This is a genomic window from Bradyrhizobium sp. CIR18 (assembly GCF_014198295.1).
GTDB lineage: Bacteria > Pseudomonadota > Alphaproteobacteria > Rhizobiales > Xanthobacteraceae > Bradyrhizobium.
In genome coordinates this window covers 350,654-376,346 of the sequence record NZ_JACIHF010000003.1, presented here as the reverse complement: position 1 = coordinate 376,346, position 25,693 = coordinate 350,654, and the positions used below count along the sequence as shown (strand labels likewise).

Sequence of the window (25,693 nt, the reverse complement as noted above, 5' to 3'; positions counted from 1 at the left end):
GCCGCGATCGAGAGATCACGCGGTTTGGGTCCCTGCGTTCGCAGGGACGACAGCTGAGTGCGACGCGGGAGCGCAGCGCCCCCTCAGGAGCCTCACCACCGTATATCCATTCTCCGTCAGGAACAGGATCTGCCCCGACGCCCACCTGCACCGGGGTCGCGGCCTGGATGAACTCCGGCCGCTTGCCGGTCTCGCGCTCGATCGTATCCACCGTGTTGAGGCAGATGTCGAAGCGCACGCCTTGCGCGATCAGGCTTTCGACCTGCTTGCGACGCTCGCTGCTGGACAACAGGAGATTGATGCCGGGGCCGAACGCGACGACCTCGATCGCGATCTTGTCGGGGTCGTAGGCCTTCAGGAGATTATTGGCGACGCTGAGCACCAGCGCCTGCTTCCTGGCGTCGCCGTCGGAGAGTCGCAGCACGATCTTGTGCTCGGCGAACGGCTTGTCCTGCAGCGGTACCTGCTGTGCCGAGGCCGTTGGGATCGCGACCCGGACCAGCAGCGCCAGCATCAGCGCGCAAAAGATCGGACCTCGAATCATCCCTGTCCCGCAATGCCTGGATTGTCCTCGACGCCCTTCAGCGTGACACCGGGGCCAAGCCGCTTCTCGTCGGCTTATCAGGGTGGGCCGGACGTGAGCGGACGGCCGGTGGCGATGGGGCGGGCTTGAAAAACGCTGTCAGCGGCGGCAGTCTCGGCCTGATTGAGGCTTCGATCTGACGAATCTCGGCTTATGCCGACCGATGCGAGGATCGACGATGAAGCAGCGGCCGATAGTGTGGCTTGCCGTTGTCGCGGGCGTGGTCCTGGTGCTTGCTGTCGCCTGGGCCGCCATCCTCTGGACGCGCCCAGAGCCTATTCGCATCGCGTTCGCCAATTCGCTCTCTGGCCCGTCCGCCCCGATCGGGGCGGAAAGCCTGGTCGCTACGCAGCTTGCAATCGACGAGGTGAACGCCAAGGGCGGTGTCAACGGACGGCTGATTGAGCTCGTTCTGTTCGACGACGCAAGCAATCCAGCTGTGGCGCGCGCGAATGCGCAGGCGATTGCCGACAGCCCGTGCGTCGCTGTGCTCGGACATTATCTTAGTTCCGCGTCGCTCGCGGCGGCGCCGATATACAAGGATGCGCGGATACCGGCACTCACGGGAAGCTCGGCTGCCGACGATCTGACAAACAACAGTGAATATTATTTTCGTGCGCTGTCGCCGGTCTCCGTGCAGGCGCGCTCGATCGCGGAACATCTGCGCGCCGTGATGAGGGAGCCAAAAGTCCGTCTCGTTCACACGCGCGATTCCTACGGCAAGAGTTTTGAGCATGGATTTGCGACGGCCTATCCGGCGGAGCAGTTGCGTGTGTTCGGACTGGACGTCGCAGCCGGTCAGATCGGATCGACGGATGAGGCGCTGGACGCTGCCGCGCAGGAGCCCGGGCCCGGTGTTATTGTCGTCGGCGCGGCAACCGATTTTAGCGCAGACATCGTCAAGGCGCTCCGCCGCCGCGGTATCAAGGGAATGATCATTGCATCCCAAGCCGCGGCCCGCGAAAGCTATTTGCAGAATTTCGCCAATGAGCCCGAGGAAAAAGCGCAGCCGGGTTTCTTCAGCGAGAATCTGTATGCTGCTTCCTCGCTGATGTTCGACAGTGCCGGCGTGGCAGCGCAGGTCTTTGCCGCCGACTACAAAGCGAAAGCGGGAACCTTGCCAAGCTGGGTTGCCGGCGGCTCGTATGACGCTGCGCGCCTGATGATCGATGCGCTAAAACGAGCCGCCGTACATCCCCGGTTTATGGGGCAGGGAATTCAGAAACGATCCGACAGCAAGGTCGCAGATCGCGACCGTGTGCGCGTCGCGCTCGCCGCGATCAACGATCCGAAATCGGCGGTCGTCGGGCTGACTGGGCGGCTCTATTTCAACACGAACCGCGACATTCTGCGCCCGATTCGACTGGGTTTCTTCCGTTACGGTTTGTTCGTCACTGCGCCGCTGCAACTCGTGCGCATCGATCAGCCCAAAGGAATCGATCTCGCCGCGGAACGAGAGAAGGGCCATGTCGTCACGTTCGGCGACCGACACTACTGGATTCAGCGCGTCGTTTATACCGGCATCGACATCATTCGCGTCAGCCGGGTCGACGTGAAGCAAAATTCGTTCAACGTCGACTTCTATCTCTGGATGCGGTTCGCCGGGGACGATGAGGCGCAGACGCACGTCGAATTCCCGGCCTTGCTGGATCGCGGGGCGTTCGATCCGGCTCGGCCGATTCAGATTGGACAGGAAGACGGCCTGAGCTATCGGCTCTATCGAATCAACGGCGATTTCAAAGCCCGTTTCGATCTCCATGATTATCCGTTCGACACGCAGGAATTGCGTCTACGTTTCCAGAACACGGAGCAGCGGCGGGAACTCATCACCTATGTCATCGATCGGTTCGGCTTGCGCCTCGCCGGCGACGGAAGCTCGCGGGCCGAGGATGGGGCCTATTCCGGACTTCAGCTCTGGCGATTTCTCGGACTGAACTATTTCGTTGAATCTCAGTCCAGCGGATCGACGCTCGGAAAGGCGTCCTCGTTTGGTGCCGAGGCAATGACGGAATTCGCAGGCTTCGATGCGACCATCATGCTGCGCCGCAGCTCCGCCATCTACATGCTGAAGAACCTATTGCCGCTGTTTCTGCTCGTGCTCGTCGTGTTCGCGACGCTGTTCTTTCCCGAAACCATGTTTCGTGAACGCGTGACGATTCCAGTGACCTCGATCCTGGCGAGCGCGGTGCTGCTCGTGACGGTCGCCAGTCAGGTCGGCGATGTCGGATATACGGTGGTCGTCGAAGAGATGTTCTACATTTTCTTCATACTATGCCTGATGACGATATTGGCGGGCTACAAACATGAAAAACTTCGAGACGCCGGCCGAAAGCGCGCCGCTATTGTTTTGGATCACGCAGCGCGGATCATTTATGCCGGGACGGTACTCGCTGTAATCGTTGTGCTCTACCGGCGTTATGCCGTGTGAGGCAAGCGTGGATACCTCGCCGGGTCCGCCACACCTTCTTGAAATTCGCAGCATGAGTCCGGATCTGGTCCTTGGCCGACATGACCAAGCGCGCCTCCTTTGTCTGTTTCCGACGGTCATGCGGACGTCGTCCGCCGGACGGATTGGGTACACGCGTGTTCGGCGGGACAACGCCCCCTACGGCCGCACCAGCGTGTAGCCATTCTCCGCCAGGAAGAGGATCTGCCCGACGCCCACCTGCACCGGGGTCGCGGCCTGGATGAACTCCGGCCGCTTGCCGGTCTCGCGCTCGATCGTATCCACCGTGTTGAGGCAGATGTCGAAGCGCACGCCTTGCGCGATCAGGCTTTCGACCTGCTTGCGGCGCTCGCTGCCGGACAGCAGGAGATCGACGCCGGGGCCGAACGCGACGACCTCGATCGCGATCTTGTCGGGGTCGTACGCCTTCAGAAGATTGTTGGCGACGCTCAGCACCAGCGCCTGCTTCTTCGCATCACCGTCGGAAAGCTGCAGCACGATCTTGTGCTCGGCGAACGGCTTGTCCTGAAGCGGCATCTGCTGCGCAAATGCTGGCGGCACCGCGGCCCAGGCCAGCAGCGTCAGTAGCATCGCGCGAAACATTTGCGCCCGCATCATCCTTGTCCCGCAATGCCCGGATTGTCCTCGACGCCCTTCAGCGTCACGCCGGAGCCGAGCCGCTCCTGGAACATCCGGCCCGAGCGCAGATATTTGCCGACGACGTCCCACACCGGCGCGCCTTGCTGGCCGTTGACCGAAGCCCAGCCTGCGACCTTGTAGCGGTGGCTGGCGCTGAACGCCTTGCCGCCATGGAGCTTCACTTCCGAGATGCGGCCGCCGATCGCGGCGGTCGGCGTGCAGGTGTAGCTGAGCCCGCCGGCACGCACCATGTCGCCGCCCTGCTGATAATAGGGATCGGCGTTGAAGAGATTGTCGCAGACGTCTTCCAGCACGTCCTTGATCTGGGCGCCCGTCATCTCCTGCACATAGGTCTCGGGATAGGTGATCGCCGTCTCCGTGAGCAGATCCTCCATGGTCAGCGCCTGGCCCGACAGCGCGGTGACGCCCCAGCGGAACCCCGGCGACAGCGCGATCTCGGCATCGAGCTCGGTGCGCAGCGCCGTGCAGATCAGCTCGTCGACGGGCCCGGAGAAATTGCCGCGCCGATAGAGCAGGCGGTCAGGCGTTGCGATCTTTGCCGACCAGTCGGTCACATGCGGCGCGCGCAGCCGGCCGATCAGCTCGGCCATTCCAGGATCGGGCTTCAGCAGTTCGGAATAAACAGGAAGCAGATGATAATGAATGTCGCTGACCTTGCCCTTGTCGATCGCAAGATCGAGCACGGCGAGGAATTTTCCGTTGGAGCCGGCATTGGTGACGAGCGTGGTCCCGCCCGCGTTCTTCACGGCAATCGGCTGCGGTACGGCGTCATGGGTATGGCCGCCAAGAATGACGTCGATGCCCGTGACGCGGCTTGCGAGCTTGAGGTCGACATCCATGCCGTTGTGCGACAGCAGGATGACGGCGTCGACCTTATCGGTGCCGCGCAAGGCATCGACATGCTTCTGCAACTCCTCCTCGCGGATGCCGAAGGTCCAGTCCGGCGTGAACCGCTTGGGGTGCGCGATCGGCACGTAAGGGAAGGCCTGGCCGACGATCGCGACCCGATGGCCGCCGATCTCCTTGATGACAGACGGCTTGAACACGCGCCCGGTGGCCTTGTCGAATGCGGGGGCATCGTTGAACGCGGCTTCCTCGGTCAGGAACACGTTCTGCGCCAGGAACTCGCCCTTGAAGCGCTCGAGATTGTCGCGCAGCGCCTGCTCGCCATAGGTGAATTCCCAGTGCCCGGTCATCGCTTCGATGCCGAGCAGATTGGCGACCTCGACCATGTCGCGGCCCTGCATGACGTTGGCGAGCCCGGTGCCCTGCCAGAGATCGCCGCCGTCGACCAGCAGCGAACGCTTCTCGCCGACATCGCCACGCAAGCGATCGACCAGCGTCTTCAGATGGGCAAAGCCGCCGAGCTTGCCGAAGCGGCCTGCCGACTTCTCGAACTCGACGCAGGTGAATGCATAGGCATCGGCGCTGTCGGGACGGATGCCGAAACGATCGAGGAAGGCGCGGCCGACCAGATGCGGTGGCCGCCCGGCCATCTCACCGACGCCGATATTGATGCTGGGCTCGCGGAAATAAACCGGGTTGAGCTGCGCATGCGTGTCGGTGATGTGCAGGATGCGCGCGTTGCCGAAGCGCTCGAGGTCGTAAATGCTCGCGGACTCAGTGCCCCGCGCAAGCCGCGGCAGACTGAGCGATGCAGCGGCAAGGCCTGCGCTCTTCAGGAAATCGCGGCGGCGGATCGCCATACCAAAATTCTCCGCGCCCTCAATGTCGCAAGACTGTTTCAGTTCAGGCCAGTCTAGCGGATTTCCATCGCCTTCCAGGCTTCTTTTTCGGACGCCGCCTGGAAGATCGACGCCTTTGCCAGCGCCTCGGCCTCCCTGGCCGCGGCGGTGGCGCGGTCGAAATCGCCGCCATCCGCCGCTTTCTTGGCCGCGGCCAGCGTCGAGACGGTCACGGTCCACTGGTTGCGCAAGCCGGCAGCCTCCTTCGATGCGGCTTCCGCGGTGGCGTAGGCCGCCTTGTAGTCCGCTTCATTTGCCGCGCGCGCCGCTGGCGCGAGGCCGAACGCCAGCAGCATGGCGAGGGGAAGTGACCGCTTCATGGCCGCGCTCCCGGGCCAGATATCGGCAGGCCGTTGGCGACATAGGACAGGAAATATTCGACGTCGCGATATTCGTCCGATTGCGGCTCCAGCGGAACCGCGCGGGTTTGGCTGTTGCAGGTGACGAAGCGGCGGCTGGTCGTGCCCATGCCGCTCCATTCGGAGCGGTAGATCGGCATCGCGTTCAGGATGCCGAGCGCCGGCGCCAGGACCTCGGCGCGGATGCGCTCGCCCGGGCTCTGCACATGGCAACTGGCGCAGGAGAAATTCATCTGGCCGCGCCGCGTATAGAAGTAGCGCTTGCCGTTCTCGAATGCCGCGAGCGCACGAGGATCGTCGGGAATCTTGATGTCCATCGGCTTGCCGCGCGAGGTGAAGGCCATGTAGGCGGTGAGCGAGGCCATCTCGTCCTTGACGTAGGAGTAGGGCGCCTCGCCATTGGCCTCGCGGCAGCGGTTGAGCGCGAGCTCCAGCGTGACGACCTTGCCTTCCTTCTCGTCGAAGTAGGGATAGTTCTGGCGGATGCCGACGCCCCCGTTGGGGAAGCAATCGGCATAGGTCTTGCCGTTCTTGAACGGGGTGGCGAACATCTCCTTGCCGGCGTCGAGCGCGAACTCGTAAGGCGGGAATTCTTCCTTCTCCTGCCACTGCCGCTTCATGTCCGCGTTCATGGAATACGGACCGTTGACGAAGTCCTCGTGCTTTACGTCGGGAAACTTCTGGAAGAAGAAGTTCTGGAACGCCTTGGCGTCGGCAACGGGATCGACCTTGTCGGCCGCGACGACGCGCGGAGAGGTGAGGGCGAACGCAACGAGTGCGGCGCTGAGCGAGCCAAGCAGCAATGCAGACCGGGTCTTCATCACGCGATCTTCGCGGTGGTCGTATCCGACGCACCCTTGTTGTCGGTCCAGGAGATCTTGAGGTCGTCGCCCTTCTTGGCGCCCTTGAAGCTGAACTTCACATAGGGGTCCTTGGAGACCGCAGTGCCCCACTCGGCGACGAAGACGTCCTTGCCGTTACATTCGAATTTCAGCTGCTGGATGTAGTGCGCGGGGATCAGCTCCCCCTTGGGATCCTTGACCAGGCCGGTATCCATGGGGTGCTGGATCAGCGCCTGCACCTCGGTGATGTCGCCGTTGGATGTTGCGCGCACGCGAATGCTTGATGCCATCGGACCGATCCTCCTAGCCGCCGCAGCCGCCGACGGTGACCTTCACTTCCTTGGTCGCGCTGTAGAGCTTGCCGTCAGCCTCGACGATGGCGACCAGTTTGGTGGTCTTGGCCATTTTCAGCCGGTTGGCGACGTGCGGAATGGTGCCGTCGGCGACCTTGTAGGACGCTGCGAGCGCGTACGGGTTCTCGGTCACGAGGAACGAGATCGAGGTCACCTTGTCGAGCGTCGTCGTCACCGAGACCGGCACCACGCCGCCGTTCTCGGCGATCTCGGGCGCATCCAGCTTGACCTTGTCGGAGGGCTCGGCGGTCTTGCCATAGAGCGCCTTGATCGCGTCGGCCTCGTTCTTCTGCTTGAAGGCTTCGTCCGGATATTTGTCGTTGGCCGCGGCGCGCGCGGGCGCCGCCGCGAACGGCAGATTGCCAAGGCCGAGCAGGGCGACAGAGGCCGCGCCCTGAAGGATCAGGCGCCTTGTCGCAAGCGGGCCGGTGGTCGTGGTCATCTCAAATCTCCTGGCAGCCGGCCGTTACAGCGTCTGCAGGAAATCAACGATCGCGCTGATCTCCTGTTCGGTCAAAATCCGGTTCCGGCCGAACGGCGGCATCATGGTCTGCGGATTGCGCTTGGTCTCGTCGAAGATGATCGCGGTGAGCTCGTTGCGATCAGGGTATTTGGCCTTGAGGTCCTTCAGTTCCGGCCCGATTGTTCCCGGCAGGTCGCCGCCTTTGATGACGTGGCAGGTCAGGCAATTGCCCTTGCCGCGATCGAAGGCGAGCTTCTGGCCGTCGGCGACAGCGGATTGTGCCCGCGCCGGAGCCACAGCCGCGCCGGCGGAAAGGACCAGCGCCACCAGGACGGCAAGCTTGCAAGGAAAGGCGGTCAAGGCATCGTCCCAGGCGTTATGTCGATGATCTCGTTTGCGGAAATATAAGCGTTCCAAAGCACAAAGGGCATCGCCTGACAATCAAGACTATGCACGCGGCAAAATGGAGTTAATATCCTGCGCATTGCAACCGATGAGATAGTTTGTTCATCCTAACAGGTTGGCACTAGCAAATTATTCTAGGGCGTTTGGCCCTTACGGGCCGTCTTTTCTGTTTCACATTCATTGGGGACTGACTTGGCTGAATATGTCGTCGAATTTGGCAGGGATGGCGGACGGGTCGAGCCGGATGGACGGCTCGATGCACCGGCGTTCCATCGCAACCATGTGCCGATCTGGGCGGCGCTGGAAAAGCACCTCACCGGGCTGACCGGCAACGTGGTCGAGCTCGGCAGCGGAACCGGCCAGCACGTGGTCTATTTCGCCCGCCACACGCCCGGCCTGATCTGGTGGCCGAGCGACCTCAACCAGCGCCACCTCAAGAGCATTGAGGCCTGGCGCGTCCATACAGGCCTCGCGAACATCCGCAGCCCCCTGCGGATCGATCTCACCGATCCCGACTGGTGCGAAGAGATGAAAAGCGGACAGGCGCCGACGAGCCTTGCGGCGGTGTTCTGCGCCAATGTCATTCACATCGCGCCCTGGGCCGTGGCCGAGGGCCTGTTCGCCGGCGCCGGCCGCTACATACGCCCCGACGGCAAGCTGTTCCTCTATGGCCCGTTCAAGCGCGACGGCAAGCACACCGCGCTCAGCAATGCGGTGTTCGACACCTCCTTGCGTGAAGGCAATCCCGAATGGGGCGTGCGCGACATCAGCGATGTCGAAACGCTCGCGAAGGCTGCAGGTCTTCGCCTCGTCGATACGATCGACATGCCCGCGAACAATCTGACGCTGGTGTTCGAGCGGTAAGCGACTCGGAAGGTGTGCTCCCTCCCCCGCCTGCGGGGGAGGGTTGGGGAGAGGGTGTCTCCGCAACGGGACATCCCCCAGAGGAGAAAACCCTCACCCGCCACGCTCTTCGAGCGCGTCGACCTCTCCCGCAAGCGGGAGAGGTAAGAGCCGGCCTTGGTCTGCACCGACCAAACGAGTCCCATCACCCTTCATCCCTCCACCCGATCTTCTCCTTCAAGAACCGGAAGCCGAGCACCTCGAAGCCGGCGCGTTCCCTGTTGTCCTTGCCGTAGCCGTGGCCGCCGGCTTCCGGCTCGTAGAACCAGGCCTCATAGCCCATGGCCTGCAGCTTGGCCGTCATCTTGCGGGCGTGGCCGGGATGAACGCGGTCATCGCGCCGCGTGGTGGCGATCAGGATCGGCGGATAGGTCTGGCCGGCTTTCACATTGTGGTAGGCCGAGTAGGTTTTCAGCCACTCCCATTCCTCGGGCTTGTCGGGATCGCCGTATTCCGCGATCCAGCTCGCGCCCGCGAGCAGTTTTGTGTAGCGGCGCATGTCGATCAGCGGGATGGTGCAGAACAGCGCGCCGAAGTGCTCGGGGTAGCGCACCAGCATGTTGGTGATGAGGATGCCGCCGTTCGAGCCGCCCTGTGCCGCAATGCGCTTCGGCTGCGTCACGCCGCGGCGGACGAGATCGGCCGCAACCGCGGCGAAATCGTCGTGCGAGAGTTTCTTGCCGGCGAGGCGGCCGGCGTCGTGCCAGCGCGTGCCGAACTCGCCGCCGCCGCGCAAGTTCGCCTGCACAATGGTGCCGCCGCGCTCCAGCCACAGCTTGCCGAGCGAGGAATTGTAGTACGGCTTCACAGAATGGGCGAAGCCGCCATAGGCGCTCATATAGACCGGCGTGTCGCCGGTCTCGCCTGCCGGCCCGGTCTGGACATAGGGAATGCGCTCGCCGTCAACAGAGACCGCCTCGTGCTGCGTCACCACGAGCCCGTCGGCGGTGAACGTCTTCGGCGCCTGCTTCAGGACGATCGGGCTGGCGACGCCGCGCTCTATCAACAGCAGTGACGGCGGGGTGAGTGGATCCTGCACATTGGCGAGCAGATCGCCGTTGCTCTCGCTGGGATGACGATCGAGCGGCCAGACGTCGACGACGCCGATTTGCGGCAGGCCGGCAAGCGTCTCGCGGCTCCAGCCCGCGGCGGACGGCGCACAGATCTCGAAGCGCGGGCGCAGCTCGTCGAGGATCGACAGCACGAGCTTGCCCGCGGCCCAGAACAGGCCTTGCAACGCGCGCCGCGGCGCCGGCTCGAACAGCACCGCAAAATCGCGGCTGCCGTTCAGGAACGCCGACAGCGAGATGCCGAGCACGGTGTCGGTGGCGTAGGTCCGCCCGCCGGCCGTCCAGCCCTTGCGCAGCTTCATCGCGAACCAGTCGCCATGGGCCTGCAGCCAGATGCCGGTCGGCAGATCGAGCTTGGTCATGCGACCGGCGGCATCGCGCAGCCAGACCGCGTGATTGAAGAAGTCGATTTGCTCGACGATCCAGACCCGCGGCTCAGGTCCGGTGTCGTCGGCGCCGCCATAGATCATCATGTGATCGGCGGTGGTCTCGGCGATCATCTCAGCCTGATCGACCGGCTGGCCGCGCCGCCACAGGCGAACTGTCCGCGAGTATCCGGAGTCCGTCACCATACCCTCGCCATGGGCGCTCGACAGCAGCAGCGTATCGGCATCGAGCCAGTCCGCGCCGCCCTTGGCTTCCGGCAGTGTAAAGCCGTCCGCCACGAAGCCCTTCGCAACGAGGTCGAATTCGCGCAAGGTCACGGCGTCGCTGCCCCCGCGCGACAGGCTCAAAATGGCGCGCGAGCTTCCCGGCGTCGTGGCGATCCCGCTCAGCAGCCAATCCTCGCCTTCGCGCGCTGCGAGCTGGTCGATATCCAGCATGGTCTCCCACGCAGGAGTAGCTTTGCGAAATTCCGTCAGCGTGGTCCGCCGCCACAGGCCGCGCGGGTTGGCAGCGTCCTTCCAGAGATTGTGCAGGTCGCTGCCGCGTCGGCTGACATAGGGAATGTTGTCGGGACGATCGTAGATCGCTGCGAGGATGTCGCGGTCATGCCCGAAGGCTTTGCCGCCGAACGCCGCGAGCGTCAGCTGGTTCTGCCGCTCGACGAAATCGAGCGCTTGCGTGCCCTCGATCTCCTCCAGCCAGAGCCAGGGATCGTCGTCGGGAGCGCTGAGCGTGGGCCTGTCGTCGACGGTCATGAACGAAACTCCGAAAAATAGCGGCGGATAGGATTTGATCGAGCGCAAGCCGTCAAGTGCGCGGCCTGCTATGATCGCACCGATTGCGTCAGAGGCATGGCCAGCGCCCGTTTGCGCCGGTTGTCCGGCCACTCGCGTCCCTCCATAGTGCCGGGAATCAACCAGCCCTTGAGCCCGTTCGGGCAGAAAAAGCCGATGCTTGACGTGACTTCTGCCCATGCAATCGCCGACGACGCCCGCGTGCGCGCCAATGTGGTGCGCCTGGCTGCAGCCCAGGCGCTGACCGGTGCCAATTCGGCGGTGATCTTCGCTACCGGCGCGATCGTCGGCTCCACGCTCGCGCCCGACATGTCGTTCGCGACGGTGCCGATCTCGATGTATGTGGTCGGACTCGCCGCCGGAACGCTGCCGACCGGCGCGATCTCGCACCGCTTCGGCCGCCGCGCGGCCTTCGTCATCGGCACCGCTCTCGGCACGCTCACCGGCGTGCTCGGCTCGTTCGCGATCCTGCACGGCTCGTTCGCGCTGTTCTGCATCGCGACCTTCCTCGGCGGCCTCTACGGCTCCGTGGCGCAATCCTATCGCTTCGCGGCCGCCGACGGCGCCAGCGCGGCCTACCGGCCGAAAGCTGTATCCTGGGTGATGGCCGGCGGCGTGTTCGCCGGTGTGCTCGGTCCGCAGCTCGTGCAATGGACCATGGACGTCTGGCAGCCTTATCTGTTCGCCTTCAGCTTCCTGGTGCAGGCCGCCGTGGCGCTGATCGCGATGGGCATCGTCGCCGGCGTCGATATGCCCAAGCCCGCACCGGCCGATCTGCATGGTGGCCGGCCGCTGCTCACCATCGTGAGCCAGCCGCGCTTCATCGCCGCGGCGCTGTGCGGCATCATCTCCTATCCCATGATGAACCTCGTCATGACTTCGGCGCCGCTCGCCATGAAGATGTGCGGCCTGTCCGTGTCCGATTCCAATTTCGGCATTCAATGGCACATCGTCGCGATGTACGGGCCGAGCTTCTTCACGGGCACGCTGATCGCCCGCTTCGGCGCACCGAAAGTCGTGGCCGCCGGCCTGCTGCTGGAGGCCGGCGCTGCCGGCATCGGCCTCTCCGGTCTCACCGCGATGCATTTCTGGGCCACGCTGATCGTGCTCGGCGTCGGCTGGAATTTCTCCTTCATCGGCGCCTCCGCCCTGGTGCTGGAGACGCACCGCCCGCAGGAGCGCAACAAGGTGCAGGCCTTCAACGATTTCCTGGTGTTCGGCATGATGGCGATCGGCTCGTTCTCCTCCGGGCAATTGCTCGCCAGCTACGGCTGGTCGGCGGTGAACCTGGTGGTGTTCCCGCCGGTGGCGCTGGGCCTTGCCGTGCTCTCGCTGGTCTCCTGGGCCCGCCGCCGCAAGGCGCGGCTGGAGGCGGCGATGGGCGAGTTCCCGGATGCGATCTGACTGGCAGGAGGCTGTCAGCAACCTTGATACTTCGATCCAGGTCGAAGTGATTTTAAGGTAAGGGCCATTTAGATGTCGTCATGGCCGGGCTTGTCCCGGCCATCCACGTCTTAGGTGCTCGGATCGAACAACGTGGATGCCCGGGATGACGGAGTAAGCGGCGATGCTCGACAATCCTCAGACCCCAGCGCTCGATGAATCCTCCCTCCGCTACGAAGGCTGGCGCATCGTTGCGGTCTGCTTCCTGCTCGCGACCTTCGGCTGGGGGCTCGGCTTCTACGGCCAGAGCGTCTATGTCGCCGAGCTGCAGCGCGCGCGGGGCTGGCCGACCACGCTGATCTCGTCAGGCACCACGTTCTTCTATCTGTTCGGCGCGCTGCTCGTCGTGTTCGTCGGCGAAGCCGTCAGGAGATACGGCCCGCGCCTCTGCCTGATCGCCGGCACGCTGGCGATGGCGGCAGCTAGCGTCGCGATCGGCGCGGTGCGCGAGCCCTGGCAGCTTTATCTCGCCAACGCCGTGCTCGCCTTCGGCTGGGCCGGCACCAGTCTCGCCATGATCACCAACACGATCAGCCTGTGGTTCGACCACAAGCGCGGCATGGCGATCAGCCTGGCGCTCAATGGCGCCAGCTTCGGCGGCATCGTCGGCGTGCCGCTGCTGGTGACCCTGATCGGCCATGTCGGCTTCGCCAGCGCGATGTACGACGCCGCCGGCGCCATGCTGGTGCTGCTGCTGCCGGTGATCCTTGTTCTCGTCGGCCGGCCGCCCGATCACCATGGCTGGCACGCGGCGGCGAAGGCGAAGCCGCAATCATCGACGCAGATTCGCGCATGGGCGCTGCGCGACGTCGGCTTCCTCACGGTGACGATTGCGTTTGCGCTGGTGCTGTTCGCGCAGGTCGGCTTCATCGTGCATCTGATCTCGTTCCTCGATCCCGTGATCGGCCGCGAACGCGCCGCGGTCGCCGTCGCGGTGCTGACTGCGATGGCGGTGGTCGGCCGCGTGCTGTTCTCGCTGGTGATCGATCGTCTCAACCAGCGGCTGGCCTCCGCGCTGTCGTTCCTCAGCCAGGCCGCGGCGCTTCTGGTCGTTATCAACCTGCACAACGATTACGTGCTGATCGCGGCTTGCGCGGTGTTCGGCTTCTCCGTCGGCAACCTCATCACCCTGCCGTCGCTGATCGTGCAGCGGGAGTTCGATTCGGCCTCGTTCGGCGTGCTGATCAGCCTCAACACCGCGATCAACCAGGTGACGTATGCTTTCGGCCCCGGTGTCGTCGGGGCCTTGCGCGATTGGTCCGGTGGCTACGCGTTGCCGTTCTATCTCTGTATCGCGCTGGAAGTGGCGGCCGCCGCGTTGATCATGGTGCGCGGGACGCCGCGGACGAAGCTCGCGTAGGGTGGGCAAAGGCGCAAAGCGCCGTGCCCACGATTTTTCGATGAGTCAGCAGGGTTTCGTGGGCACGCTTCGCTTTGCCCACCCTACGAGACTATCCTTGCCGGTCCCTCAGCAGTCCCTCCACATCCAGCCGTTTGGTGAACATCGCGAGCTTGCCATCCGGCTCGAACGGCCATTGTTCCCTCGGCTTGTCCCAGTACAGCTCGACACCATTCTCGTCGGGATCGCGCAAATACAGCGCCTCGCTGACGCCGTGGTCGCTGGCGCCATCCAGCGCAATGCCGGCCGAGCGCACGCGGTGCAGCGCATCAGCGAGCGCGGCGCGCGTCGGATAGAGGATCGCGGTGTGATAGAGCCCGGTCGTGCCCGGCGGCGGCGGCGAGCCGCCCTTGCTTTCCCAGGTGTTGAGCCCGATGTGGTGATGATAGCCGCCGGCCGAGATGAAGGCGGCGCCCGAGCCCATCCGCTGCATCAGCTCGAAGCCGAGCACGCCGCAATAGAAGCCGAGCGCGCGATCGAGATCGGCGACCTTGAGGTGAACGTGGCCGATCCTGGTGCCGGCGGCGACAGCTGGGCTTTGCGACATGGGAATGCTCCGTTGAAAGCATGCACATAGGGCGGGCTCCGGGGCTCTGCTACGGCCGTTCCCGAAACCCAGCGTTTCCTGATGCGCAATTGCGCATCAGGATCGGAAACTAAGCCAGTTCCGGCACCTCACCCTCGGGGAGCTCGAACTCGAACGTGTTCAGCGTCATCGACACCATCGTGTAATAGCCGCACAGCCCGATCACCTCGACCACGCCGCGTTCGCCGAGAAGCTTCACCGCCTCATCATACAGACCCTTCTCGACGCCGTGGCCCTCGTGCAGCGATTTCGCCACGTCGTAGACCATCTTGCCCTTGGGATCGTCGAACTCGGGCGTGCGACGGTCGCGGATCGCGTCGATGATCTCAGGCTTCATGCCGCCCGCCAGTGCCAGCCGCTTATGCGCGTACCATTCGTAATGCGCGGTCCAGTGCCGCGCCGTCACCAGGATCGCAATCTCCGAGAGCTTTGCCGGGAAGATGGTATCGTAACGCAGCACCTCGCCGAGCCGCGTGGCGTGACGGGCCATGTCGGGGCTGTTCAGCCAGGCCATCATCGGCGCCGGCGGCTTGCCGCGCTTGCCGGCAATCGACTCGTCGTAGGTCTGCCGCTGGCTATCGTTCATTTCGCCAGGCGAAAGAAGTTTCAGGCGCATCGTCGTTTCCTCTTTGTTTTCAAGCACCGTCTTGGTCGCGACTATAGCGGAATGCGGGCTCGCGGAAGTGGTTGAATTCCGCGGGAGCTTGGCCCAGAGTCGCGCCCAACAAGTCGATTGATTGATGGAAACGACCAATGACTGACTCCAAAACCAGCGAATCTGAGACCGCCGATCTCGAATCATTCCGCAACGAGACGCGCGCCTGGCTGGAAGCCAATTGCCCGCCGGAGATGCGCAAGCCCGCAACGTCGGATGCCGACGTGTTCTGGGGCGGACGTAACGCAAAGTTCTCGTCCGAGCCGCAGCGCATCTGGTTCGAGCGCATGCGCGACAAGGGCTGGACCGTGCCGGATTGGCCTAGGGAATATGGCGGTGGTGGCCTCAGCGCGGCCGAGCACAAGGTGCTGCGCGCCGAGATGGCACGGATCGGCGCGCGCCCGCCGCTGTCGAGCTTCGGCATCTGGATGCTCGGGCCGGCGCTGCTCAAATACGGCAACGAGGCCCAGAAGAAGGAGCACCTGCCGAAAATCGCGGCGGGCGAGATTCGCTGGTGCCAGGGTTATTCCGAGCCGAACGCCGGCTCTGATTTGGCTTCGCTGCAGACCCGCGCCGAAAGCGATGACGACGATTTCGTCATCACGGGATCGAAGATCTGGACCTCCTACGCCAATTACGCCGATTGGATCTTCTGCCTGGTGCGCACCGATCCCGCCGCCAAGAAACATGACGGCATCAGCTTCATCCTGTTCGACATGACCTCGAAGGGCGTGACGACCAAGCCGATCCTCTTGATCTCCGGCTATTCGCCGTTCTGCGAGACCTTCTTCGATGGCGTCCGCGTGCCGAAATCGCATGTGGTCGGCACCGTCAACCGCGGCTGGGACGTCGCGAAATACCTGCTGCAGCACGAGCGCGCGATGATTTCCGGCATGGGCGAGCGCGGCGTCGGCCGTCCGCTCGGTCAGATCGCGGCCGATTCCGTCGGCACCGATGCGCAGGGGCGGCTCGATGATTCCATGCTGCGCGGCAAGATCGCCAGCTTCGACGTCGATGAAGCCGCGCTTGCGGCCTGCGCCGAGCGCGCGGTCGATCTCGCCAAGGCGGGACAGGCGCATCCGGCGTTCTCCTCCGCGATGAAATATTACGGCACCGAGCTCAACAAGCGCCGCTACGAGATCCTGATGTCAGCCGGCGGCGTCGATGCACTGGAATGGGAGAGCGAGCGCTCCAAGCAGGGCGCCCGCCCGCGCGCCTGGCTGCGCACCAAGGCCAACTCGATCGAGGGCGGCACCACCGAGGTGATGCTCGGCATCGTCGCCAAGCGCATCCTGGATTTGCCGGGGGCTTAGGGCGCACGTTCTCACCACCCGTCATTCCGGGGCGCGCGCAGCGCGAGCCCGGAATCCATACTCCCGATCGTGGTTATGGATTCCGGGCCTGGCCCTTCGGGCCATCCCGGAATGACGAACCAAATAGATTTCGAATCGGAAACACACCATGGCCCTCGTCCTCACCGAAGAACAATCAATGCTCCGCGATAGCGCGCACGGGCTGATCAGCGACAAGGCGCCGGTGTCGCACCTGCGCCATTTGCGCGACAGCAAAGACCCCACCGGCTTCTCCAAGGAATTTTGGCATTCCTTTGCCGAGATGGGCTTTGCCGGCCTTTTGGTGCCGGAAGAATTCGGCGGCAGCGGGCTCGGCTATGTCGAGGCCGGTGTCGTGATGGAGGAGATCGGCCGCACCTTGATGCCGTCGCCGTTTCTCGCCACCAGCGTGGTCGCGGCCTCGGCGCTGAACCGCGGCGGCAATGCTGCGCAGAAGTCGGAATATCTGCCGAAGATCGCGAGCGGCTCGCTGCTCGCGACGCTGGCGATCGACGAAGGCCCCAAGCATCGTCCGCTGCAGACCAGTCTGCAGGCCGTGCGCGCCGGCAACGGCTTCAAGCTCTCCGGCGCCAAGGCGCTGGTCGTCGATGGCCATGTTGCTGATTTGCTCATCGTGGCCGCGCGCACTGCCGGCTCCGCCGGCGAGCGCGAAGGCTTGACGCTGTTCCTGGTCAACCCCAAAGCCAAGGGCGTCGCAATCGAGCGCACCATCATGGTCGATTCGCACAATGCGGCGCGGATCGCGCTCGCGAATGTGGAGGTCAATGCCGACAGCGTGCTCGGCGAGGTCGATCAGGGCGCCGCGCTGCTCGACGGCGTGCTCGACATCGGCCGTGGCGCGGTCGCGTCCGAAATGGTGGGCTTGAGCGACGAGGTCTTTAACCGCACCGTCGAGTACCTCAAAAACAGAAAGCAGTTCGGCAAGCTGATCGGCGAATTCCAGGCGCTGCAGCACCGCGCCGCCGAGCTCTATGTCGACATCGAGATCACCCGCGCCGCCACCATGAAGGCGCTGCAGGCGCTGGACGGCGATGTCGCGAAGGCGGCCTCAGCCGTCGCCGTGGCAAAGGCCCGCGCCGGCACCACCGCCACCCGCGCGGTGCAGGAAGGCGTGCAGATGCATGGCGGCATGGGCATGACCGACCAATTCGACATCGGCTTCTTCATGAAGCGCGCCCGGGTGTGCGAGGAATTGTTCGGCGACGCCAATTACCACACCGAGCAGCTGGCGCGGGCGCGGGGGTATTGAGGCGATAGACGTGAGACGCGAGCGCGCGCCTCACCCCTCGGTGTCGTCCCGGCGAACGCCGGGACCCATAACCCCAGGAAGTACTTTGACGAAGGCTCGGAGTTTAAAGAGTCTCTCCGCGGTACTGTTACCTGTGCTTATCGATAGATCACGCGGTACGGGTCCCGGCGTTCGCCGGGACGACAGCGGAGAGAGCCGCCTCTTCCTTACCTCATCGGCGGCGCGTACTGCACGCCACCGGCGTTCCACAGCTGGTTCATGCCGCGCGGGATCTTCAGCTTGGACTTCTCGCCGATGTTGCGTTCGTACATCTCGCCGTAATTGCCGACGTGGCGGATGATGCGGACGGCCCAGTCCTTGGTGAGGCCGAGCTGCTCGCCGTAATTGCCTTCGGTGCCGACGAGCCGCATCACTTCCGGCTTCTTCGACTTCAGGGCCTCGTCGATGTTCTCCGAGGTGACACCCAGCTCTTCGGCGTTGATCATCGCATAGAGCGTCCACTTCACGATCATCATCCAGTCGTCGTCGCGCTGGCGCACCACGGGGGCGAGCGGCTCCTTGGAGATCATATCCGGCAGGATCATGTGGTCGCCGGGCTTCGCCAGGTTGATCCGCAGCGCGTAGAGCTGGGAAACGTCGGCGGAGAGCGTGTCGCACTTGCCGGTGTCGTAGGCCTTCACGACGTCGTCGAGCTTGTCGAACTTCACCTCGTCATACTTCATGTTGTTGGCACGGAAGTAATCGGTGACGTTGAGTGCCGTCGTGGTGCCGGCCTGGACGCAGACCTTGCTGCCGGTCAGGTCCAGCGAGGTCTCCTTGTTGCGCGAACGCGGCAGCATGAAGCCCGCACCGTCGTAATAGGCAACCGCGGGGAAATAGAGGTCGTAGTCGAGCTCGCGCGCCATGCTCCAGGTCGAGTTGCGCGAGAGGATGTCCACCTTCCGGCTCTGCAATTCCTTGAAGCGCTCGCCTGCATCGAGCGGGATGAACTTCGCCTTGCCCGGGTCGTTGAAGATCGCCGCGGCCACCGCGCGGCAGAAATCGACGTCGAAGCCGGTCCAGTTCTTGTTGTCCTCGGAGTACGAGAAGCCCGGCAGGCCCTTGTTGACGCCGCACAGCACCTCGCCGCGGCGAACGGTGCGCTTCAGCGTACGGGTATCGTAGAACTCGTAGATGATGGCCAGAACGGCGACCAGCACGGCGACCGCGAGCCCGATCAGCAGGCCGCCTCGAAAAGTGCGCATCATGTTGCTCTCTCGAAAAATCGGGAAAAGGAATCAGGAGGGAAGGCGACAAGCATGGTCCGGAGGACCATGCCCGGATCAAAAACCTCAGAGCTCGGGCTTCTGCCGGATCACCACTTTGGTGCCGACGGGGACGCGCTCATAGAGATCGGCGACGTCGTTGTTGACGAGACGGAAGCAGCCCGAGGACACCTTGGTGCCGATCGTGTCGGGGCGGTTGGTGCCGTGGATGCGGTAGACGGTGGTGCCGAGATACATGGCGCGGGCCCCGAGCGGATTGCCGGGGCCGCCGGCCATGAAGCGCGGCAGATAGGGCTGGCGCTGGATCATTTCCGGCGGCGGCGTCCAGTCCGGCCATTCCTTCTTGTTGGTGATGGTCACGAGGCCTTGCCACTGGAAGCCGTCGCGGCCGACGCCGATGCCGTAGCGGATCGCACGCCCGCCCGGCTGCACCAGATAGAGGTGCCGTTCGGCGGTCGAGACGATGATGGTGCCCGGTGCCTCGGTGGTGCGGAAGTAGACGACCTGCTTCTGCCATTCCGGCTCGAGCTGGTAGCCGTCGTCGGCGACCAAGCCCGGCTCGTCGCCGCGGTCGGGCTGCTGCGCGATGGCCTGTGGTGCGGACAGGATCAGGCCGATCGCGGCCACGAACATCCCGGTCAGGCGACGAAAATCCGTCATTTCAAGCTCTCCCCACTGCCACGGCGCAAATCATTCGGAACCATCAAACCTGAGGGGCATGTTCATGGCAAGTTGATGGCGCGCCGTCCTGATATGTCACGAGAATGCTTTGGTTTTTTGACGCCCGCCCGGCAATGCCACAAACAGGGGATGGCGCGAAAAGCCTAGGATGTTGCGGCTGGGCGGGGTGCGCTCCCTCCCCCGCTTGCGGGGGAGGGTTGGGGAGAGGGTGTCTCCTCTAGGGAGACTCCCCAGAGGAGAGAGCCCCCACCCGGCGCTACGCGCCGACCTCCCCCGCAAGCGGGAGAGGTTGCAGCGAGCCCGCAGCTAGATCACCTGAGCCAACAGGCATCGATGTCAGATCTTGTTGCTCTCCGGCGCGATCCCCAGCCGCCGCACAATCTCCGTCCCCACCGCGCGCGCTTCCACCCGCGAGCCGATCCGCGGGCTGCGAAACCTTCGCCCCGAGTGCAACCGGATCGTGACAATGCAGTGCTCGTCCTCGGACCGGCCGCGACGGTCGACCGTGATCGTCTTCACGTCGTGCCCTTCGATATGATCGGCGCGCGGCGTGCCGTCGCCCCACAGGCGTTCGACGCGGATGTCGTGCTCGCGGATGATCCAGAACGCGCCGGTGACGAGGTTGGCATAGCGATGCACGGCGAACGCCGCGATCACACCAAGCGGAAGCAGCAGGATATCGACATGGGTGGGCGGCCATCCGCGCCACAGCTTGTAGGCATAGGGCAGGGCGGACAATGCGACGGCGATCAGGGACACGATGCGGATGTCCCGCGCGGAAAATGCCTCGAGCGGCTCGCCGAGCTGCATCTCGGGATTGCTGGCATCGAGCGGGTTGACGGGCTCCTCGACATTGGGAACCTCGAACTGCGTCGCGATCCGGGCCACGGTATCGCGAACATGGGTGACGTCGGAGATCGGCGGCGACGTCAGGCGCTCTCCCGAGGCCAGCGTGAAGACGAGTTGAAAGCGGGCCTTCACCCGCTTGCTGCCGGGAACCTGCAACGCCGTGATGTCGTCTTTCGCGACGATCCGCGTGCGCAGCTTGCCGAACGGACTTTGCCGCCCGATCAGGATCTCGTTCGCCGTGATGATCCACACCACCGCCGGCGCCATCATGATGCCGACGACGAATCCCGCTCCCACCAGCAGCGCGACCACCGAGATGATGATCTCCAGCGTGTCGCGCGTGAACAGGCCGGGCGTGAAGCACAGCGCAACGGCCGCCGCAAAAGCGGACATCACCAGCCGCTGCGCGATCGAGGAGCCTTCACGAAGGCGGATGTCGGGAGCGGTCGTTGTATCGTCCATCGCGGGCGGCTGATTCCGTCGCGTTGGAAACTCCACGGACGGGTCCGTGGAGTCAAGCAACAAGGGCGAGACTCGCGCCGGTCATGTGACTCAGCGGCACACCCCTTCAGGAGCGATCCCCAGCCGTCGGGCAATCTCGTCGCTCACCGCCTGCGTCTCTTCCTTCGTTCCGATGCTCTGGCTGAGGAACTTCTGCCCACTCAAAAGGTCGATCCTGACGACGTAGAGCTCCCCCTCGGCCCTGCTGTCGGGCGCCAGCCCAATCGTAGCAACGTCGCTGCCTGTGATCGTATCAACAATTGGCTTGCCGTCACGTGTCAGCCGTTCGACGCGCAGTTCGCCGTGGTGGACAATCCAGAATGCGCCGGCGGACGTGTGCGCATATCGAAAAGAGAGGAGGGCAATGACGGCGACGGCCACCCCGAATATGATTTCGGCAGTCGTGAGAGGCGCGCCGTTCCAGAATCTGTACGCATAGCGAATGGCGCAGAGGCCCGCGATGATCAGGGCGACGATTCGCCGCTCCGTGCCGGCGGCCTTTCGGACAGGTTCGCCGATCCGCATCTCCAAATTGGTGGCGTCAAGCGGGTTCACCGGAGGGTCGATATCGACGAAGCTTAGCTGTTCGGCGATCCGCGCTGTGGTCTCACGGACGTGCGTGACCTCCGGAAGCTGCGGCGAGATCAGGCGCTCACCTGACGTCAGCTGCAAAGCGAGGCGGAAGCACGTTGGGTCGGCCTTGTCGCGATTGATCCGAATTCCAGATATCTCCTCTCTCCGGATGAATCGGGTGTTAGGCTGGCCGAATGGTCGCGTCTTTTCGACGACGATCATGTCTAGGGCGATGGTCCAAAGCTCATCGGCGCCGAAGGCTGCTTCGTAGAGCATTGCAACGCCGATCACCAGGCCGACCAACGCTGCAACGATTTCTGCGTATCCGTTCCAGGTTGCGAGGTTGCAAACAGAAATAAACAATACGAAGGTCGCCAAGCCAGCCCCAACAAGGCGACCTTCGGAAGATGTATTCTTGCGGAGACGAACTTCGCTTCCGGTCGTTACGTCGGTCATTGCGTGCGTCAAACTCCCCCGTCGCGGCGGAAGCTCCGCGAACGGCCCGGGGGAGTCAAGCAAGAAGAGTGTCTGGTCCCTGCCGCAACCTCAGGATTGGCCGTCGTGCTCAGCTGCTGGCGTTGAGCAGCTTCGCCACGGTGCGGTCGATCTCGTCGTAGCGGCCTTCGCCGGCGTGCTGGAACACGATCTTGCCGTGCTGGTCGATGATGTATTGCGCCGGCCAATACTGGTTGCTGTAGGCGTTCCAGGTCTTCGAATCGTTATCCTGCGCCACCGGATAGGTGATGCCGTGGCGCTTGAGCGCGGCCTGCACGTTGGAGGCCGAGCGCTCGAACGGGAATTCCGGCGTGTGCACGCCGACCACGACCAGGCCCTTGTCCCTGTATTTGGCGTAGAGTTCGGTGACGTGCGGCAGCGTGTTGACGCAGTTGACGCAGCCATAGGTCCAGAAATCGACCAGCACGACCTTGCCGCGGAGGCCGGCCATGCTCAGTGGTTTCGAGTTGAACCAGTTGGTGATGCCGGTGAAGTCGGGCGCGGTCTGCTGGCCTGCGGCGGTGACGATTGGCGCGGCGCGCGCGGCCTCCTCGCAGATGCCGGGAATGACGGCGCCGGTAACGGTGAAGCCGATCAGGGCGGCCGAGACGGCAAGCAGCTTGAAAGTCATGGAAGCGTCCTCCGGTGAAGATGAGGGATGATCACAGGCCGATCTGGCCGGTGGGATAGAAGCCGGTGAGCCACGCCACGATCAGCGTGTCGTATTGGAAATAGGCGGCGAGCGCGAAGCCGATCACGACGATGCCAAAGCCCTGCTGCAGCCGCGGCGAGATCCGCGCCAGGCTGCGCACCCGCGTGGTCGCGGCCTGCCCGCCATAGGCTATTCCCAGCATCGGGATCGCGGCGCCGATCGCATAGGCGATCAGCAGCGTGCCGGCCCAGCTGAGGTTCTTCGAGGTCGCAACCAGCGTCAGGATCGATCCGAGCACCGGGCCGGCGCATGGCGTCCAGACCAGGCCCAGCGTGGTGCCGAGGATGAGCCCGCCGAGCGCACCCTCGCGCTGGGTAGCGCCGGTGTTGCCGAGATCGAGCCAGCCATTGAGCCGGCTCGACAGCCATTCGAACGGCGCCGGCCACAGCATCAGCAGGCCAAAGCCGAGCAGCAGGATCGCGGCGGCTTCGCGCAGCACGTTCGGATCGAAATCGAACAGGCGGGTGATTGCGCCCAGCAGCAGCGCGGTCGCCGAGAAGGAGATGACGAAGCCGAGCGCGATCATCGCAGGGCGCAGATGTCCCGCGCGCCCGATCGAGGCGCCAAGCAGGATCGGCAGCATCGGCAGCGTGCAGGGCGCGGCGATGGTGAGGATGCCGGCAAGGACGGCGAAGACAAGTTCGAGCATGGGGCACTCGTGAAGGAGGTCACGAGGATGGTTCGGGCGGCATGGAGCGGTCGTTACGGAGCGTCACGGCTTCGTGACGGGAGCTGCCAATCGCACGGCCGGTGCGCTCCCTCTCCCGCTTGCGGAGGAGGGCTGGGGTGGGGGTCTCTCCGCGACGGGACATCCCCCCAGAGGAAAGAACCCTCACCCGCCGCGCGCGGGACGATGCTTCGCATCGCCCGGGGCGCGTCGGCCTCTCCCGCAGGCGGGAGAGGCGGGAGCCCGAGGCTGCCACTTCAAGCCCAAACACAAAACGACCCGGAGGGGGGCATCCCGTCCGGGTCGCTGGAAGTCTTGGGAGGTTTAACGAAACCGTATGTGAGCTTTATAGGAGGGAAGTTTTTCCGCCTGATGTTGTGCTTTGTTTCAATTGTTTCGTCGGCAGTAACACTTCCGTGTCCCGGGAGAGGGCCAGATCGGCGGCCCTATCCCTTTGAGTTCATTTAACTTAGGCAGCGAAGCGCTCGACGCCGCAACCCTTAAGCAATTCGGCCAGCTGCTTGCGGGCGTAGAACATCCGCGTCTTCACGGTGCTCTGGGGGATGCCGATGATCTGCCCGACCTCCTCCACCGACTTCTCGTGGTAGTAGACGAGGGTGATGATCTCGCGATGCGCGGGCGACAGCTTCTGCACGCAGGCGCGCAGGATGGCGCTGGTGTCGCTGCGGTCGAGCGAGGTCTCCGGCGTGTCGGAATCGTCGGGGATCTGGCGCACGTCCTCCTGGTCGATGTCCTCGAAGCGGCGCTGGCGCATCGCGGTCAGCGCCTTGAAGCGGGCGATCGAGAGCAGCCAGGTCGAAACCTGCGAGCGGCCCTGGAATTGGCCGGCGGTCCGCCACACGTCCAGGAACACCTGGCTGACGAGGTCTTCGGCCGCGGTAGCGTCGCGCACGATGCGCAGGATGAAGCGGTACACCCGCACGCTGTGCCGGCAATAAAGGATGTGCATCGACGTCCGGTTGCCGTCGGCAATGCTTTCGAGAAGCATGTCGTCCGAAGTCGCCTGAGCGGCGATGATGCTCTGGCTGGCCTGGGCGTTGATGGCGATGACGTTCCGCATTGACTTGGCTCCCCGTAGCGCCGCGACCGAGCGGCGTTTCCTTGGACCAAAGTGTTAATGAGCCAACGTTTCGGGACGTCTGCACGAAAAGCGGAAAATGGTTTCGTGCGCCGCCAAATTGTTTCGTCGGAGAAGGGATGACGAAACATTCGGGACGAAAAAGCGTGGAATTTCAATGTACGGAAAATACGGGGGTAGGGTTTTGAGCCGGACGGAGGCGCCACGGAACGAATCTCGGTGACTTGCGTTCGGTCGCGCCAGACCCACTGCCGTCGTCCCGGGGCCGGCACAGGCAGCCGGGACGGTGATCTCGTAGGGTGGGCAAAGGCGCGCGTTTGCGCGCCGTGCCCACGATCTTTCCGATATGGCGACAGACGCGTGGGCACGCTTCGCTTTGCCCACCCTACGGCACCGCGGCTGCCGCCCGCGCGACTTACGCCTTCTCGCCCGCCGGCGAGAACAGATAGCCGCCGCCGCGGATGGTGCGGATCACGGCGGGTTTTGCCGGATCGGGCTCGATCTTGCGGCGGATGCGCATGATGCGCAGGTCGACGGCGCGGTCGAAGGCTTCGGCGTCGCGCGCGTTAGCCAATTCCAGCAGGCGCTCGCGCGATAGCACGCGCTTCGGATTGGCCGCGAACACTTTCAGCAATCCGAACTCGGAGGCGGTCAGCGGATGCTCGTTGCCCTCGTCGTCGCGCAAGGCCTGGGCTTCGAGGTCGAGCCACTTTGTCCCGAACCGTACCAGCTGCTCCTTGTCGGATTTCGCCGCCGCCGCATCAGGCGCGGCGGCCTTGGCCGGCCCGCTCCGCCGCAGCACCGAGCGGATGCGCGCCATCAGCTCGCGCAGCTCGCAGGGCTTGGCTACGTAATCGTCGGCGCCGAGCTCGAGCCCCACCACGCGGTCGATCGGGCTCGCGGTTGCCGTCAGCATGATGACGGGCACGTTGATGCGGCTCTTGAGATCGCGGATGATCGAGAGGCCGTCTTCCTCGGGCATGTTGAGGTCGAGCACGACGAGATCAGGCATGCTGCCCTGGATCGCGGCGCGCAAGGACTTGCCGCCGTCGCACAGCGTCACGGTGAAGCCGTGCATCTTGAGATAATCGCCGACCATCTCCCGGGCCGGGGCTTCATCGTCGACGATCATGATGTGCTGGCTTTGGGTCATGGTC

General features: G+C 64.1%; 24 protein-coding genes and 1 pseudogene. 6 read left to right on the top strand and 19 right to left on the bottom strand.

The window, feature by feature from the left end; all coding sequences use genetic code 11:
* Positions 1–90: 90 nt before the first annotated feature.
* A pseudogene (locus GGD65_RS14750) lies at positions 91–544 on the bottom strand (hypothetical protein); the annotation flags it as partial.
* 217 nt (positions 545–761) lie between these two features.
* Here GGD65_RS14750 and GGD65_RS14745 point away from each other — a divergent pair.
* Positions 762–3,011, top strand: a complete 2,250-nt coding sequence (locus GGD65_RS14745) for an ABC transporter substrate-binding protein (RefSeq protein WP_183235718.1) — start codon at positions 762–764, stop codon at positions 3,009–3,011.
* A 177-nt stretch (positions 3,012–3,188) separates the two neighbouring features.
* On the opposite strand, the gene GGD65_RS14740 is transcribed toward GGD65_RS14745, so the two are convergent.
* The 7 genes from GGD65_RS14740 to soxX are packed head-to-tail and all read right to left on the bottom strand — an operon-like array spanning position 3,189 to position 7,781.
* Positions 3,189–3,647: a hypothetical protein gene (locus GGD65_RS14740; RefSeq protein ID WP_183235717.1), complete on the bottom strand. Its 459-nt coding sequence runs from the start codon at positions 3,645–3,647 to the stop codon at positions 3,189–3,191.
* Positions 3,644–5,395 carry a thiosulfohydrolase SoxB gene (soxB, locus tag GGD65_RS14735; RefSeq protein WP_183235716.1) on the bottom strand — a complete coding sequence of 584 codons (1,752 nt, stop codon included), beginning with the start codon at positions 5,393–5,395 and terminating at the stop codon, positions 3,644–3,646. Before soxB ends, GGD65_RS14740 begins: the two co-directional genes overlap by 4 nt.
* Positions 5,396–5,448: 53 nt before the next feature.
* Positions 5,449–5,754 carry a hypothetical protein gene (locus tag GGD65_RS14730; RefSeq protein ID WP_183235715.1) on the bottom strand — a complete coding sequence of 102 codons (306 nt, stop codon included), beginning with the start codon at positions 5,752–5,754 and terminating at the stop codon, positions 5,449–5,451.
* Entirely contained in the window at positions 5,751–6,614 is an 864-nt protein-coding gene (gene soxA, locus GGD65_RS14725) for a sulfur oxidation c-type cytochrome SoxA (RefSeq protein ID WP_177236858.1), read from the bottom strand. Before soxA ends, GGD65_RS14730 begins: the two co-directional genes overlap by 4 nt.
* Entirely contained in the window at positions 6,614–6,925 is a 312-nt protein-coding gene (gene soxZ, locus GGD65_RS14720; RefSeq protein ID WP_183235714.1) for a thiosulfate oxidation carrier complex protein SoxZ, read from the bottom strand. Before soxZ ends, soxA begins: the two co-directional genes overlap by 1 nt.
* 13 nt (positions 6,926–6,938) lie before the next feature.
* The gene (soxY, locus tag GGD65_RS14715; protein ID WP_183235713.1) at positions 6,939–7,430 is read right to left on the bottom strand and encodes a thiosulfate oxidation carrier protein SoxY; all 492 of its coding nucleotides are present in this window, start codon (positions 7,428–7,430) and stop codon (positions 6,939–6,941) included.
* Positions 7,431–7,454: 24 nt separating this feature from the next.
* Entirely contained in the window at positions 7,455–7,781 is a 327-nt protein-coding gene (gene soxX, locus GGD65_RS14710) for a sulfur oxidation c-type cytochrome SoxX (RefSeq protein WP_409333941.1), read from the bottom strand.
* Between the two features lie 267 nt (positions 7,782–8,048).
* Between soxX and GGD65_RS14705 the strand changes: the two genes are divergently transcribed.
* Positions 8,049–8,720 carry a DUF938 domain-containing protein gene (locus GGD65_RS14705; RefSeq protein WP_183235712.1) on the top strand — a complete coding sequence of 224 codons (672 nt, stop codon included), beginning with the start codon at positions 8,049–8,051 and terminating at the stop codon, positions 8,718–8,720.
* A 184-nt stretch (positions 8,721–8,904) separates the two neighbouring features.
* On the opposite strand, the gene GGD65_RS14700 is transcribed toward GGD65_RS14705, so the two are convergent.
* Positions 8,905–10,971 carry a prolyl oligopeptidase family protein gene (locus GGD65_RS14700; protein WP_183235711.1) on the bottom strand — a complete coding sequence of 689 codons (2,067 nt, stop codon included), beginning with the start codon at positions 10,969–10,971 and terminating at the stop codon, positions 8,905–8,907.
* Positions 10,972–11,166: 195 nt separating this feature from the next.
* Between GGD65_RS14700 and GGD65_RS14695 the strand changes: the two genes are divergently transcribed.
* Both GGD65_RS14695 and GGD65_RS14690 read left to right on the top strand, forming a co-directional pair.
* Positions 11,167–12,414, top strand: coding sequence for an MFS transporter (locus GGD65_RS14695; protein WP_183235710.1), 1,248 nt, complete (start codon positions 11,167–11,169; stop codon positions 12,412–12,414).
* A gap of 163 nt (positions 12,415–12,577) precedes the next feature.
* A complete protein-coding gene (locus GGD65_RS14690; RefSeq protein WP_183235709.1) occupies positions 12,578–13,813 on the top strand; it encodes an MFS transporter in 1,236 nt (411 codons plus the stop codon).
* A 91-nt stretch (positions 13,814–13,904) separates the two neighbouring features.
* Here the strand turns inward: GGD65_RS14690 and GGD65_RS14685 are convergent, their stop codons facing one another.
* Positions 13,905–14,399 carry a VOC family protein gene (locus GGD65_RS14685; RefSeq protein WP_092251648.1) on the bottom strand — a complete coding sequence of 165 codons (495 nt, stop codon included), beginning with the start codon at positions 14,397–14,399 and terminating at the stop codon, positions 13,905–13,907.
* A gap of 109 nt (positions 14,400–14,508) precedes the next feature.
* Positions 14,509–15,054 carry a carboxymuconolactone decarboxylase family protein gene (locus tag GGD65_RS14680; protein ID WP_183235708.1) on the bottom strand — a complete coding sequence of 182 codons (546 nt, stop codon included), beginning with the start codon at positions 15,052–15,054 and terminating at the stop codon, positions 14,509–14,511.
* A 137-nt stretch (positions 15,055–15,191) separates the two neighbouring features.
* On the opposite strand from GGD65_RS14680, the gene GGD65_RS14675 reads away from it, so the two are divergent.
* A complete protein-coding gene (locus GGD65_RS14675; RefSeq protein WP_183235707.1) occupies positions 15,192–16,406 on the top strand; it encodes an acyl-CoA dehydrogenase family protein in 1,215 nt (404 codons plus the stop codon).
* 148 nt (positions 16,407–16,554) lie between these two features.
* Complete coding sequence (locus GGD65_RS14670; RefSeq protein WP_183235706.1) at positions 16,555–17,694, top strand: acyl-CoA dehydrogenase family protein; 1,140 nt, start codon at positions 16,555–16,557, stop codon at positions 17,692–17,694.
* A gap of 206 nt (positions 17,695–17,900) precedes the next feature.
* On the opposite strand, the gene GGD65_RS14665 is transcribed toward GGD65_RS14670, so the two are convergent.
* The 8 genes from GGD65_RS14665 to GGD65_RS14630 form a co-directional block, all read right to left on the bottom strand.
* Positions 17,901–18,938, bottom strand: a complete 1,038-nt coding sequence (locus tag GGD65_RS14665; RefSeq protein WP_026201740.1) for an amino acid ABC transporter substrate-binding protein — start codon at positions 18,936–18,938, stop codon at positions 17,901–17,903.
* 87 nt (positions 18,939–19,025) lie between these two features.
* Positions 19,026–19,619, bottom strand: coding sequence for a L,D-transpeptidase (locus GGD65_RS14660; RefSeq protein ID WP_018316837.1), 594 nt, complete (start codon positions 19,617–19,619; stop codon positions 19,026–19,028).
* A gap of 357 nt (positions 19,620–19,976) precedes the next feature.
* Positions 19,977–20,951 (bottom strand): hypothetical protein, encoded by a 975-nt coding sequence (locus tag GGD65_RS14655; protein ID WP_183235705.1) that lies wholly within the window; start codon positions 20,949–20,951, stop codon positions 19,977–19,979.
* Between the two features lie 90 nt (positions 20,952–21,041).
* Positions 21,042–22,019 (bottom strand): hypothetical protein, encoded by a 978-nt coding sequence (locus tag GGD65_RS14650; protein WP_183235704.1) that lies wholly within the window; start codon positions 22,017–22,019, stop codon positions 21,042–21,044.
* 109 nt (positions 22,020–22,128) lie between these two features.
* A complete protein-coding gene (locus tag GGD65_RS14645; protein ID WP_183235703.1) occupies positions 22,129–22,689 on the bottom strand; it encodes a thioredoxin family protein in 561 nt (186 codons plus the stop codon).
* A 31-nt stretch (positions 22,690–22,720) separates the two neighbouring features.
* Entirely contained in the window at positions 22,721–23,419 is a 699-nt protein-coding gene (locus tag GGD65_RS14640) for a cytochrome c biogenesis CcdA family protein (protein WP_183235702.1), read from the bottom strand.
* A 487-nt stretch (positions 23,420–23,906) separates the two neighbouring features.
* Complete coding sequence (locus tag GGD65_RS14635; RefSeq protein WP_018316842.1) at positions 23,907–24,518, bottom strand: sigma-70 family RNA polymerase sigma factor; 612 nt, start codon at positions 24,516–24,518, stop codon at positions 23,907–23,909.
* A 433-nt stretch (positions 24,519–24,951) separates the two neighbouring features.
* Positions 24,952–25,689, bottom strand: a complete 738-nt coding sequence (locus tag GGD65_RS14630; RefSeq protein ID WP_018316843.1) for a response regulator — start codon at positions 25,687–25,689, stop codon at positions 24,952–24,954.
* Positions 25,690–25,693 lie beyond the last annotated feature (4 nt).